A 13132-nucleotide genomic window follows, 5' to 3' on the forward strand; every position below is an offset into this window, starting at 1 on the left:
CTACCAGGCAGATACGAAAAAACCCGGCCTGGGCCGGGTTTCTGATATCACTCGATGTCGAATCAGTGATGTTTATTCTTGTGTTTGTTTTTGTGCTTATTCTTATGACCGCCTCCAGAATGGGAGCCGCCGTTGTCGTTGCCAAGGTTGTTGCCGACCGCACCACCCGCTGCGCCACCCAGGCCTGCGCCAATGGTCGAACCGGTAGAACCGCCGAGGCTGTTGCCGATCACGGAGCCGCCTGCCGAGCCTAACCCACCACCAATCGCGGCCTCTGTGCGACTGCCCTTGTTCGCGCCAACAGCGCTGCCCGCAGCACCGCCAACGCCGGCGCCAATCGCTGCGCCTGTGCTGCCGCCCATTTGCTGACCCACTACGTTACCCAGTGCGCCGCCAAGACCGCCACCAACTGCAGCAGTGCCATCACCGGCAGCCATTGCACCTTGAGCGACCAAAAGTCCCAGAAACAACGTGGACAATGTCAAACGCATGATATGAACCTCAAATTCCGCATTGGGGGTAAGAGTACGCATTGCGGATGGGCGTGAGTCTAGCACCTGCACTCACTGAATCCGGCCAGCGATGGAGGTTGGACATCTGCAAATTCAAAGTCTGTGAAAAACGAAACATCCAGATACGAAAAGCCCGGCATTTAGCCGGGCTTTTCGAGGTTATCGCTCAGGATCAGTGACGCTTGTGACCTTTGGCCAGATTGCTGCCCACGCCGCCGCCCAATGCGCCGCCCAAGCCTGCACCAATGGTCGAACCAGTCTTGCCGCCCAGGCTGTTGCCGATCACCGAACCACCGGCCGCACCGACGCCGCCACCAATGGCCGCTTTGGTGCGGCTGCCTTTACGTGCTGCCACGGCACTGCCGGCTGCGCCCGCAACACCCGCGCCGATTGCCGCGCCGGTGCTGCCGCCCATGCTCTGGCCGACTACGTTACCCAACGCACCACCCAGACCACCACCGATCGCAGCAGTGCCATCACCGGCAGCCATCGCACCTTGAGTCACCAGAAGTCCCAGAACCAGAGCAGGCAGTGTTAAACGCATGACGAAAAACCTCAAAAATAGGGAATACCGAAAAGCCGGGGATTGAATGCTTTCGAGGAGGAAACGTCCACACAAAAGCCGCCGCTCCTCGCAATTGGCGACGTTTGGACAGCTTTTATGGAAAAGGTTTTATGACAGGCAAAAAAAAGCCCGCTGGGGAACGGGCTAGGGTACTGCTTTCTAACGGATGAGCTGAGACTACGTACTTGGGTGTGAAAACTTTGTGAAAAAACATCAACAGAAAATTCTCGCTTGTCGGTCGACCATTTTTTGGGGTGTCGAGCCCCTCTAAAAATAAAAAAACCCCACTCATTGGCGGGGTTTGTCCGTTTGACCATTACTTCCTGGATGTCACTCTTTTTGGCAAAAACTTCGACCTGAGCACCTTGGTTGCTGCGGATCTGACTTTGCTGGTTTCGACCTGATCTTCACCGAAGCTCGCCACATACTCCGTCTGGCCACACTGCACGCAATTGTTGATTGGAAATTCTGCCCCGTCGTCTTCGATATACGGATCAGTCATAGCGCTTCCCCTCTCAAAGCGGGATCGATACCGGCAAGCCCTATTGCCTGAAAAATATCGACCACCAAGGCTTTTGAGACTAGCCGGTCATTACCAGACTTGTAGTTCAGATCTCCGCATGCCCGACGAATGGCCCCCGCCGTTTCCTACAAAATCAGCCGGCGATCAAACAGATTCATTCCGTCACTCACCTCAACTTGACCGCCGTCCCGGTTACAAACACCACGACCATCCCACCCTTGCCGGCCGGCATGCTGATCTCAAAATCGAGCCCCACCACCGCATCCGCCTGAAGCGCCCGCGCCCGCTCCTTGATCTCGTCGGTCGCCTGAATCCGCGCTTCCTTCAACGCCCGCTCCAGCGTCTGGGAACGCCCACCGAAGAAATCCCGCATGCCGGCGAACACGTCGCGAATAACGTTGACGCCCTGCACCGATTCGGCGCTGACGATGTCCAGATAGGCTGTGATTTGGCGGCCTTCGATGGCGTGGGTGGTGGTGGTGATCATGGGGATTCCTTCTTCATAGAGGCGCGCATTATTCCTCTGCCGCCAATCGTTGAAAACAAAAAGCCCAGCAACGGCTGGGCTTCGATAATCGGGTATCACAGTTCTTCAGGCATATTTACAGAGTCAAAGAAGCTTGCCGTCGGAAGCCCCCATCCGCCTGGCGCTCCTGCGTTACTTCCCACACGCCTTTCACTATTCCTACACCATTTTCAGAAGCGACTTCGCTTATTCGCTTGAGCCAACAACGGTGCCATGATTCAAATACTAACGCCAGAAACCACAAAACCCCTGATTTCTCTCGAAATCAGGGGTTCTGGTTACATCGAATTTGGCGGTGAAGGAGAGATTCGAACTCTCGATACAATTTCTTGTATACACACTTTCCAGGCGTGCTCCTTAAGCCACTCGGACACTTCACCGTATCTCTTCAAACATGTTCTGTCTGTCGAGGCGCGCTAATGTAGTCGAAAGCTTTTCTGATGGCAAACTTTTTTTGCAGAATTTTCATGCGCTTAGCGTTTCAGTCGATCCTGTCGGTTCCGGGCGATGGCAAACCTGCCAATCTCCGGCTTCGCGCCCTCTTCTATAAGCAGAGGAATGCGCGGCGGGAGTGGCGAGCTACGCTTGCCCGGCGGGGAAAGGGTGACTGGCGGGTCAGTCACGGCGCTTTACCTGGCCTGCGGCGGTGGGTAACGTCTGCCCAACTTTCATACAAGGAATAGCGTCATGAGTGAGTTGATTTCCTACCATCTCGAAGACGGTATCGCGACCCTGACTTTGAGCAATGGCAAGGTCAATGCCATTTCCCCGGACGTGATTGCTGCGTTTAATGCTGCGCTGGATCAGGCGGTGACTGATCGTGCAGTGGTGATCATTACCGGTACGCCGGGGATTCTGTCCGGCGGTTATGACTTGAAGGTGATGACGTCCGGCCCGAAAGAAGCGGTCGCGCTGGTGACGGCCGGCTCGACGCTGGCCCGTCGTCTGTTGTCGCATCCATTCCCGGTGATTGTGGCGTGCCCTGGGCATGCGGTGGCCAAGGGCGCGTTCCTGCTGTTGTCGGCGGACTACCGCATTGGTGTCGACGGCCCGTTCAGCATTGGCCTGAACGAAGTGCAGATCGGCATGACCATGCACCATGCCGGTATCGAGATCGCGCGTGATCGTCTGCGCAAGTCGGCGTTCCACCGCTCCGTCATCAACGGTGAGATGTTTAATCCACAGAGCGCCGTGGATGCCGGCTTCCTCGATCTGGTGGTGTCGGCCGAAGAGCTGCAAAGTGCTGCGCTGGCGGCGGCGCGTCAGTTGAAGAAGATCAACATGACCGCGCACAAGAACACCAAGCTGAAAGTGCGCAAGGCGCTGCTGGATACGCTGGACAACGCGATCATCCTGGATCAGGAACACATGGGTTAAGCCCGGACAGGCTGCACAGAAAAGCCCGACCGTCGTGTCGGGCTTTTTCATACGCACGCTGTTGAAAAATCAACAACCGCTCTAGCACGTGTCTGACCCTCAAGTCGGAAACATGCGCACAAACATCGCCTATCTCCTTCCTCTATAGCGGCAATTGCCGAAAACAGTGCACATCCGTACACTGCGCCACCTTTTGTCCCGGTGGGGCCTGTAAATGCTGTTTGCGTTTCGTATGTTATTGATGGGCCTGCACTTTATTTTGGCCGGTGTGCTTGGGGTGATTCTGGGCCTGTGCCGCCCGTTCAACCCGGACAACAGCCGGTTGTGCGCGCGCCTGTATGCTTGGCCGGCGATGTGTATTTTGCGTTTGCGGGTGAAGGCCGATGTCGGGCCGTTGATGGATAAGCCCGACAGCTGCGTGATCATCGCCAACCACCAGTCCAACTACGATCTGTTTGTGTTCGGCAACGTGGTGCCCCGCCGCACCGTATGCATCGGCAAAAAGAGCCTGAAGTGGGTGCCGCTGTTCGGGCAGTTGTTCTGGCTGGCCGGCAATGTGTTGATCGACCGCGGCAATGCGCACAAGGCGCGCCAGTCGATGTTGACCACCACGCACACCTTGCAGCATCAAGACACATCGATCTGGGTCTTCCCCGAAGGTACGCGCAACCTCGGTGAAGATCTGCTGCCGTTTAAGAAAGGCGCGTTCCAGATGGCGATCGCCGCGGGCGTGCCGATCGTGCCGGTGTGTGTCAGCAGTTACGTCAAACACATGCGATTGAACCGCTGGCGCAGTGGGAAAATTCTGATCCGCTCGCTGCCAGCAATTCCTACGGCGGGATTGAGCCTGGATGACATGCCCCGGCTGATGGCACAGTGCCGCGAGCAGATGCGCGAATGCATCGAGTCGATGGACCGACAACTCCAAGCCGTTTGACAATAAAACCCGCCTAGTGCGGGTTTTTTTCGCCTGTGAACTTCTGCCGGCGAACTCGGCAGATTTCATTGACTCTCAAGCAGCAGACAAGGCTAAGCTGAGCACGGCTCGCCACTGGGTCTTTGTTAATCAAAAGCGCTAATAAGAAGTGAACCAAAATCATGGGTAGAGTTGTTGCTGCTGCGGTTTATAGCGCCGGTAAAAAAGTCACCAATATCACCCTCGACGAAGGCGCGGCCTGGGCAGCAAAGCCTGGCCACTTTGTCTGGATCGGCCTTGAAGAGCCGAACGCGCAGGAACTGACCAACCTGCAACGCCAGTTCAACCTGCACGAGCTGGCCATCGAAGACGCCTTGGAAAAACACAGCCGACCGAAGCTCGAAACCTTCGGCGATGCCTTGTTTATCGTCACGTATTCACCGGTCCGGCATGAAGGCAAACTGGAGTTCATCGAGACTCATATCTTTGCCGGCAACGGTTACATCATTACCGCGCGCAACGGTCATTCGGCGTCCTACGCCCTTGTCCGCCAACGTTGTGAGGCGCGTCCGCTGTTGTTGGAGCACGGGGAAGATTTCGTCCTCTATGCCATCCTCGATTTCGTGATTGAAAACTACCAGCCGGTGGGCGAAGCGATCCATGCCGAGATCGATGAGCTGGAGCGCAATGTGTTGTGCAGCGCGCTGAATGAACATGACATCCAGAAGCTGCACGGCCTGCGCCGGGACGTCTTGCGCTTGCGGCGTTATGCGGCGCCGATGGTGGAGATCGGTGAGGAACTGCAGAAGCTGAGCTTTCCGTTTATCGACAAGAACATGCGCCCGTACTTTCGCGATGTGCAGATTCACGTCACACGGCAGATGGAAGACCTGACGACCCTGGCGGACATTGCCAGCCAGACCATCGAGGTCGGTGTGTTGCTGGAGGCGTCACGGCAGAGCGTTGTGCAGCGCAAGTTTGCGGCGTGGGCGGCGATCCTGGCGTTTCCGACGGCGGTGGCGGGGATTTACGGGATGAACTTCCAGAACATGCCGGAGTTGACCTGGCATTACGGGTATTTTGCGGTGCTGGGGTTTATTGCGGTGGGGTGTGTGAGTTTGTGGGCAAGTTTCAAAAAGTCCGGGTGGCTTTGAAACGCTTGTGTGGCGAGGGCGCCTGCTCCCTCGCCACACATTCACTGCAATGTTTTAAACCGCTTTAGCTTCTGGCTTATGCGCCACAAACCGCATCATCCACTCCGCAACGGTCGTGCCGTGATGCTCTTGCTCAAGGCTCGCCACACCTTTCGTATAAACCTGCTGACCCAGTGCCTCCTGTCGAATCTCCAGCAGCGCACGGGAATAATCGTGAATGAACTCCGGGTGCCCCTGGAAGCACAGCACCTGATCGTTGATGTGGTACGCGGCGAACGGACAGAAATCGCTCGAGGCGATAACCGTGGCGTTTTCCGGTAGCGACGTCACCTGGTCCTGGTGGCTGATCAACAAGGTCAGTTCTTCACGCACCGGACTCATCCATGGCGCCTTGGCAGCGAGTTTGTATTTGTGAGTGCCAACGCCCCAACCTTGGGTCGCACGTTCGCTCTTGCCGCCCAGCAGCAGCGCCAACAACTGATGGCCGAAGCACACGCCCAGCAACTTGTCGCCGCGTTCATAACGCTTCAGCAAGTAAGCCCGCAGGGTTTCGATCCACGGATCGGTGCCGAAGGAATCGGCCTTGCTGCCGGTGACGAGGTAGGCATCGAAGGTCAGATCGTCACTGGGGTACTCGCCCTGCATCACGTTGTACACGGTGAACTCGGCAGCGATGGGTTGCTGCGAAAACAGATTCTGGAACATCTGCCCGTAACCCTGATATTGATCGACCAGTTCCGGACGCAGGATGTCGGTTTCCAGAATGCAGATGCGTAACGACATAAAAAATACCTGACACGTGATGGGAATAATGCACACCCCAGAGCCTGCCTCGAAACACGGTGACAAGGCAAGCCCCGGAAGGCGTCATACGTCCCTTAGAACGCCTCCCCTTTGGCCGCTTTCTCCAGCAATAACGCAGGCGGCGCGAAACGCTCGCCATACTGCTGAGCCAGGTACTGGGCGCGGGCGACGAAGTCTTTCACCCCGTACTGGTTGATGAACTGCAGCGCGCCGCCGGTCCAGGCCGCGAAGCCGATACCGAAGATCGAGCCGACGTTGGCGTCCGCCGTCGAGGTCAGCACACCCTCCTCCACACAACGCACGGTTTCGATGGCTTGCACGAACAGCAGGCGATCGCGCACATCCTTTGGCGAAATCTGCCCGTCGGCTTTCTCGAAACGGCTTTTCAGCTCAGGCCACAGATGTTTCTGGCCACCGACCGGGTACTCGTAGAACCCGCCCCCTGCGGCTTTACCGGGCCGCTTGTATTCGTTGAGCAGCAAGTCAATCACGGCGAACGCAGGGTGCTCAATCAGCAGTTTCCCTTCTGCTTGCAGGTCTTTGGCGGTCTGCTGGCGGATATGACTCATGAGGCTGAGGGAAACTTCGTCGGAGATCGCCAGAGGCCCGACCGGCATACCGGCCTTGCGCGCTTCCGTCTCGATCATCGGTGCACTCACGCCTTCGCCGAGCATGGCGATGCCTTCGTTGGTGAAGGTGCCAAACACCCGGGAAGTGAAGAAACCACGGCTGTCGTTGACCACAATCGGCGTTTTCTTGATTTGCAGGACGAAATCGAACCCGCGTGCCAGGGTTTCGTCGCTGGTGTTGGCGCCCTTGATGATTTCCACCAGCGGCATTTTCTCCACCGGGCTGAAGAAATGCAGACCGATGAACTTCGTTTGATCCGGCACGGCGGTGGCCAGGCCGCTGATCGGCAAGGTCGAGGTGTTGGAGGCGATCACTGCGGCCGGGCCGACGACCTTTTGTGCCGCCGAGGAGACTTTGGCTTTCAGCTCGCGATCTTCGAATACCGCTTCAATGATCAGGTCGCAACCGGCCAGGTCGGCATCGTTTTCGGTGGTGCGGATCCGCGCCAGGATCGCCTCTCGCTGTTGCGGGAGCATCTGGGCGCGTGCGACTTTCTTGTCCAGCAGCGCCGCCGAGTGGGCCTTGCCCTTCTCCGCTGCTGCGAGGTTGATGTCCTTGAGCACCACTTCAATGCCGGCCGAAGCGCTGACAAAGGCGATGCCCGCGCCCATCATCCCGGCGCCCAGCACGCCGACTTTTTGCGTGACACAAGGTGCAAACCCCTTGGGCCGCGAGCCGCCGGCGTTGATCTCGTTGAGCTGGAACCAGAAGGTGCCGATCAGGTTTTTCGAAATTTGCCCGGTGGTCAGTTCCGTGAAATAGCGGGTTTCGATCAGGTGCGCGGTGTCGAAATCCACTTGAGCGCCTTCGACAGCGGCACAGAGAATCTTCTCCGGCGCAGGCATGCAGCCCTGGGTTTTGCTGCGCAGGATCGACGGTGCGATGGCGAGCATTTGCGCGACTTTCGGGTTCGACGGCGTGCCGCCGGGTATCTGATAACCCTTCACGTCCCACCGCTGTGCGGCGGCCGGATTGGCAATAATCCAGGCGCGCGCCTTGCTCAGCAATTCATCGCGATCTGCGGCCAGTTCATCGATCAAACCCGCTTGCAAGGCCTGTTGCGGCCGGACTTTCTTGCCTTCGAGCAGGTACGGCAAGGCTTTTTCAATGCCCAGCATGCGCACCATACGGACTACCCCGCCACCGCCCGGCAGCAAGCCAAGGGTGACTTCCGGCAGGCCGAGTTGCACGGATGGATTGTCCAGCGCGACGCGGTGATGGCAGGCGAGGCAGATTTCCCAGCCACCGCCCAACGCCGCGCCATTGATCGCGGCCACCACCGGTTTGCCGAGGGTTTCCAGGGTACGCAACTGGCCTTTGAGCGTCAGGACCATGTCGTAAAAGGCCTTGGCCTCGGGTTTGCCGACCTTGATCAGTTCATTGAGGTCGCCGCCGGCAAAGAAGGTTTTCTTGCCCGAGGTGATGATGACCCCGGCAATGCTGTCCTTTTCGGCCACCAGGCGGGCGACGCAGGCGGCCATGGCCTCGCGATAGACCGCGTTCATGGTGTTGGCGCTCTGGCCCGGCATGTCGATGGTCAGGACGACGATCTGGTCCTGACCTTTTTCGTAACGAATGGCTTCAGTCATGTCACTTGTTCCTTAAGGTCGGGGCTCAGAGGCGTTCGATGATGGTGGCAATGCCCATGCCGCCGCCGACACACAGGGTCGCGAGGCCATAGCGCAGACGCCGGGTTTCCAGTTCATCGAGCAGCGTGCCGAGAATGGCGCAGCCAGTGGCGCCCAGCGGATGGCCCATGGCGATGGACCCGCCGTTGACGTTAACCTTGTCCGGGCCGATGGCCATGTCCTTGATGAATTTCAGTACCACCGAGGCGAAGGCTTCGTTGACCTCGAACAGATCGATGTCTTCAACCCGCAGCCCGGCCTTGGCCAGTGCTTTGCGGGTGGCCGGCGCCGGGCCGGTGAGCATGATGGTCGGGTCGGTGCTGGTGACTGCGGTGGCGACAATCCGCGCCCGAGGCTGCAGACCCAGCGCACGGCCCTTGGCTTCGGAGCCAATCAGCATCAGGGCGGCACCATCGACGATCCCGGAGCTGTTGCCCGGTGTGTGAACGTGGTTGATCCGTTCCACCTGGCTGTAAACGCGCAACGCGGTGGCGTCGAAGCCCATCAGCCCCATCATCTCGAAGCTGGGCTTGAGTTTGCCCAGTCCTTCCAGGGTGGATTCGGCGCGGATGAACTCATCGTGATCGAGCAGGATGATGCCGTTCTGATCCTGCACCGGCACCAGTGATTTGTTGAACGAACCGTTGGCCCGCGCCCGCGCTGCCTTTTGCTGGGAATGCAGCGCGTAGGCATCGACGTCCTGGCGGCTGAAACCTTCAATCGTGGCGATCAGGTCGGCACCGACGCCTTGCGGGGTGAAATGGCTGTGCAGATTGGTTTCCGGGTCCAGCGCCCAAGCACCGCCGTCGCTGCCCATGGGCACACGGGACATGGATTCGACGCCGCCGACCACCACCAGGTCTTCGAAACCGGAACGGACCTTCATCGCGCCCAGGTTCACGGCTTCAAGCCCCGAAGCGCAGAAGCGATTGATCTGCACGCCAGACACGCTGACGTCCCAATCGGCGACTTGTGCCGCCGTCTTGGCGATATCGGAGCCCTGATCGCCTATTGGCGTGACGCAACCGAGCACCACATCATCGACCTGACGGGTGTCCAGCGACGTGCGCTGCTGCAACGCCGTGAGCAACCCGGCCACCAGATTTACTGGTTTGACGCTGTGCAAGGCGCCATCGGCCTTGCCTTTGCCACGGGGCGTGCGTAACGCGTCGAAAATCAAAGCTTGGGTCATGACGTCCTCGAACCTGGGCGGTGAGTAAATACTGAGCTTCCACCTTAGGCCGAGCCGCCATGGATTCAATGACCGCAATGCTCACTGGCGTTGACGGACACGCTCAGACGGACGGTCACTCGGGTGCGGATTAACCGATTAACGTCACCAAGCTGTCTAGCAAACGGGCGCCCAAGAAGCTGGCTATAGGCCTCATGCCTTTTTAAAAGCTTTAAGTAAGCAAACCATACGAAATGGATCTAAACCAAGCGTGACGCGGGCTCTAAGGTGAACATGTACGAAGTTGTCGTCGGGTTTTGCCGAGGCACTCGTCTTACAGGAAGTTCAGCGCTCTGCCGTCATGGAGATATGCAGGCAGGCATCAGGAAATAACAAAAAAGGCGGTCAAGCCATGTTCAAGCATTCGAAAGTACGTCAAGCCGGGCTCATTCTTTTCGCCACTACGCTGTTGTTGATTTTGCCGAACTTGACCAAGGTGATCGGTTAAGCGGTCTTCAAATAATACGGCGCCAGGTTTTTACATCGCCCTCTTAAAAATGTGACTGGCTCGCTACCCGGGCCAGCGTGGGTGTGCCAACCTTTGCGGCACTTCCACGACATGGACGGCGATCATTTGAAAACGCTCATTCTCTTTGGGGCCTTGCTGCTCAGCACGCCCTCGTATGCCGCACAGCTGAACCTTGAGCTGGGCGCGAGCAGTCGCACCTGGCAGACCGAGGAATTGCTCAAGCATCCTCAGGTCCAGACCATCACTATCAGCGACGACGTTTCCTACAAGCGGGACATGAGTTATCGCGCAGTTCCGTTGGCGGCGTTGTTGACCGGCATCAAGCCTGAAGACCATCTGCAAGCCGTGGCGCTGGACGGATTTGCCGCTGAACTGTCGGCGGCGCCGTTGCTGAACGCCAAGGGCGCGCGCGCGTGGCTGGCGATTGAAGACCCGGCGAAACCGTGGCCGGCGTTATCTGAAGGGAAACCGGGTGCCGGGCCGTTTTATCTGGTGTGGGTCGATCCGCAAGCCGGCAACATCAGCCCGGAGCAATGGCCGTTTCAAGTGGCGAGTATCAAGCGCATGGCGCCCGTGGCCGAGCGCTTTCCTGCGCTGCTGCCGGATCCGGCCTTGAAGGCGGATGATCCGGTGAACAAAGGCTTTGCGCTGTTTCAGAAGAATTGCCTGGCATGTCATCGATTGAACGGTGCTGGGGATGCGCAGTTCGGGCCGGATCTGAATATTCCGTTTAGCCCGACCGAGTACTTCGGGGCGGATTTTCTGAAGCGCTACATTCGAGATCCGCAGAGTTTGCGCCAGTGGCCTCAGGCGAAGATGCCGGGTTTTGCGCCGACGGTGTTGCCGGAGGGGGATCTGGAAATGCTGGTGGGGTATTTGAAGCATATGGCTGGGCGCAAAGCTAAGCCCTGACCCATTCCCTGTAGGAGCGAGGCTTGCCCGCGAAGGCGTAGTGTCAGTCGACATCAATGTGAATGACACTACGCCTTCGCGGGCAAGCCTCGCTCCTGCAAGGGGGCCGTGGTGTTCCGGTTATTGCTGCTGAACGGAGATAATCGGCGCTGGCATCGGCGAAACAAACACCTTCGCGTGCATTTGCTCACACCCACCGCCCCGGCGCATCCCGCGTACAGGGCAGGCATCCAGGTAATCCAGGCCCACCGCCAGTTTCAAATGCCGTTCCGGCCGGGCCAATTCGTTGGTCACATCGAAGCTGTACCAAGCGTCATCGAGCCAGGCTTCGGCCCAGGCGTGACTGGCCAGGTGTTCGCTATTCTCGCTGTACAAATACCCCGACACATAACGTGACGGAATGCCCAGGCTGCGGGCGCACGCGAGAAACGCGTGCGTGTGGTCCTGACAGACACCGGAACGCCCGGCGAAGGCCTGGGCGGCGCTGGTGTCCACTTCGGTGGAGCCCGGCGTGTAGGTCATGTGCGAATTGAGGCCATGCATCAAGTCGATCAACGCCGTGCGATCCCGGCGTTTCTTGCATTCCTTCTCGGCGAACGCACGCAGAGCCTCGTCGGCTTCGGTCAGGCGCGTGAAACGCAGGAACGGCAGTGCCGACTGGCTTTCATGTTCGGCTTCGCGCAGCTCGTCGATGTCCACCTGGCCACGGGCGCCGATGATGATCGCCTCGTGGGGCTCGTCCATGGTCAGCACATGCAGGATGTTGCCGAACGGATCGAGTTGCGCGCGTACCGGGCGCGGCAGGTCGAGTTGCCAGCTGAGCACATGCTGACGCTCGCTGTCGTGGGGTGTCAGTCGCAGGTACTGGATGCTCGCCCGCACCTGATCTTCGTAGTGATAGGTGGTTTCGTGGCTAATGGAAAGTCTCATGCAGCCTCCAGGTAGGAACTGTGAATGGCGTTACCCAACTGGCGCACCAGCGGGATGAATTCGGTCAGCCAGGCGTGCAGGCCTTCGTCGAGAATTTCGTTGATGCCGGTGTAGCGCAGGCGCGCGTCCATCTCCGCCGCCAGACGTTGCGCGGGACGGCCATTGGCCCCCGGCAACTGGGCAAGGATCTGGTCGATTTCTTCGGTGCAGGCACGCAGGGAACGTGGCACATCGGCGCGCAGCAACAGCAACTCGGCCACATGCCGGGCACCGGGTGCATCGCGATAGATCTCGGTGTAGGCCTCGAACGACGACAACGCCCGCAACAACGCGCTCCACTGGTAATACGCGTGAGCAGTGCCGTCGCTGACCGCTTCGGCCTGATCGCCGGCCATTTCGTAGCGGGCGTCGAGCAGGCGCAACGTGTTGTCGGCCCGTTCGATAAACGTCCCCAGGCGAATGAAGCGGAACGCATCATTACGCATGATCGTGCCGTAGGACGCGCCACGGAACAGGTGGGAACGTTCCTTGATCCACTCGCAAAAACGGCTCATGCCGTAGCGACTCAGGCCTTGCTCGGCGATCCCGCGAATTTCCAGCCAGGTGGCATTGATGTTTTCCCACATGTCGGCGGTGATTCGCCCACGCACCGCATGGGCACTGGCCCGCGCCGCGCCCAGGCAGCTGTAGATGCTCGCCGGGTTGGCCGCGTCCAGTGCGAAGAAATGCAGCAGCCGCTCGGCGTGCAAATCACCGTGGCGCTCCAGGTAATCGTCCAGGGTGCCGGTAATCAGCAGCGGCATGGCCAGTTCGTGCAGACCGTCACCGCGACCGTCCTGCGGCATCAGCGACAGCGAATAACTGATGTCGAGCATCCGTGCGAGGTTTTCCGCCCGCTCCAGGTAACGCGACATCCAATACAAATCCGAGGCAGTTCTACTTAACATGGCAGGCT

13 protein-coding genes and 1 tRNA gene are annotated in these 13132 nt (G+C 58.7%); 4 read left to right on the forward strand and 10 right to left on the reverse strand.

What is annotated here, in order from left to right; translation table 11 throughout:
- Positions 1 to 62 precede the first annotated feature (62 nt).
- The 5 genes from RHP74_RS21380 to RHP74_RS21400 form a co-directional block, all read right to left on the reverse strand.
- Positions 63 to 491 (reverse strand): glycine zipper domain-containing protein, encoded by a 429-nt coding sequence (locus RHP74_RS21380; RefSeq protein ID WP_010456581.1) that lies wholly within the window; start codon positions 489 to 491, stop codon positions 63 to 65.
- 193 nt (positions 492 to 684) lie between these two features.
- A complete protein-coding gene (locus RHP74_RS21385; protein WP_010456583.1) occupies positions 685 to 1056 on the reverse strand; it encodes a hypothetical protein in 372 nt (123 codons plus the stop codon).
- Between the two features lie 337 nt (positions 1057 to 1393).
- A complete protein-coding gene (locus RHP74_RS21390) occupies positions 1394 to 1579 on the reverse strand; it encodes a hypothetical protein (RefSeq protein WP_010456584.1) in 186 nt (61 codons plus the stop codon).
- Positions 1580 to 1766: 187 nt separating this feature from the next.
- The gene (locus RHP74_RS21395) at positions 1767 to 2087 is read right to left on the reverse strand and encodes a YbjQ family protein (RefSeq protein ID WP_010456586.1); all 321 of its coding nucleotides are present in this window, start codon (positions 2085 to 2087) and stop codon (positions 1767 to 1769) included.
- A gap of 329 nt (positions 2088 to 2416) precedes the next feature.
- Positions 2417 to 2506, reverse strand: a tRNA-Ser gene (locus RHP74_RS21400).
- Between the two features lie 307 nt (positions 2507 to 2813).
- Here RHP74_RS21400 and RHP74_RS21405 point away from each other — a divergent pair.
- The 3 genes from RHP74_RS21405 (at position 2814) to RHP74_RS21415 (ending at position 5573) form a co-directional block, all read left to right on the forward strand.
- A complete protein-coding gene (locus tag RHP74_RS21405; protein WP_010456588.1) occupies positions 2814 to 3503 on the forward strand; it encodes a crotonase/enoyl-CoA hydratase family protein in 690 nt (229 codons plus the stop codon).
- Between the two features lie 214 nt (positions 3504 to 3717).
- Positions 3718 to 4440, forward strand: coding sequence for a 1-acyl-sn-glycerol-3-phosphate acyltransferase (locus tag RHP74_RS21410; protein ID WP_077748178.1), 723 nt, complete (start codon positions 3718 to 3720; stop codon positions 4438 to 4440).
- Between the two features lie 161 nt (positions 4441 to 4601).
- On the forward strand, positions 4602 to 5573 hold the full coding sequence (locus RHP74_RS21415) for a magnesium and cobalt transport protein CorA (RefSeq protein WP_145305861.1): 972 nt from the start codon (positions 4602 to 4604) through the stop codon (positions 5571 to 5573).
- A gap of 54 nt (positions 5574 to 5627) precedes the next feature.
- Here RHP74_RS21415 and RHP74_RS21420 read toward each other — a convergent pair whose 3' ends face one another.
- From RHP74_RS21420 to RHP74_RS21430, 3 genes are all read right to left on the reverse strand, one after another.
- Complete coding sequence (locus RHP74_RS21420) at positions 5628 to 6356, reverse strand: amidotransferase (protein WP_010456594.1); 729 nt, start codon at positions 6354 to 6356, stop codon at positions 5628 to 5630.
- Positions 6357 to 6451: 95 nt separating this feature from the next.
- Positions 6452 to 8596, reverse strand: coding sequence for a 3-hydroxyacyl-CoA dehydrogenase NAD-binding domain-containing protein (locus tag RHP74_RS21425; RefSeq protein ID WP_311096255.1), 2145 nt, complete (start codon positions 8594 to 8596; stop codon positions 6452 to 6454).
- 25 nt (positions 8597 to 8621) lie between these two features.
- Positions 8622 to 9827 (reverse strand): acetyl-CoA C-acetyltransferase, encoded by a 1206-nt coding sequence (locus tag RHP74_RS21430; RefSeq protein WP_311096256.1) that lies wholly within the window; start codon positions 9825 to 9827, stop codon positions 8622 to 8624.
- A 598-nt stretch (positions 9828 to 10425) separates the two neighbouring features.
- Here RHP74_RS21430 and RHP74_RS21435 point away from each other — a divergent pair.
- Complete coding sequence (locus RHP74_RS21435) at positions 10426 to 11247, forward strand: cytochrome c (RefSeq protein WP_010456607.1); 822 nt, start codon at positions 10426 to 10428, stop codon at positions 11245 to 11247.
- A gap of 120 nt (positions 11248 to 11367) precedes the next feature.
- Here the strand turns inward: RHP74_RS21435 and RHP74_RS21440 are convergent, their stop codons facing one another.
- Together RHP74_RS21440 and RHP74_RS21445 are read right to left on the reverse strand one after the other, a co-directional pair.
- Entirely contained in the window at positions 11368 to 12177 is an 810-nt protein-coding gene (locus RHP74_RS21440; protein ID WP_311096257.1) for a transglutaminase family protein, read from the reverse strand.
- The gene (locus tag RHP74_RS21445) at positions 12174 to 13124 is read right to left on the reverse strand and encodes an alpha-E domain-containing protein (protein ID WP_010456611.1); all 951 of its coding nucleotides are present in this window, start codon (positions 13122 to 13124) and stop codon (positions 12174 to 12176) included. The genes RHP74_RS21440 and RHP74_RS21445 overlap by 4 nt, the downstream gene beginning before the upstream one ends.
- Positions 13125 to 13132 lie beyond the last annotated feature (8 nt).

The organism is Pseudomonas sp. SG20052 (assembly GCF_031766055.1).
Taxonomy (GTDB): domain Bacteria; phylum Pseudomonadota; class Gammaproteobacteria; order Pseudomonadales; family Pseudomonadaceae; genus Aquipseudomonas; species Aquipseudomonas mandelii.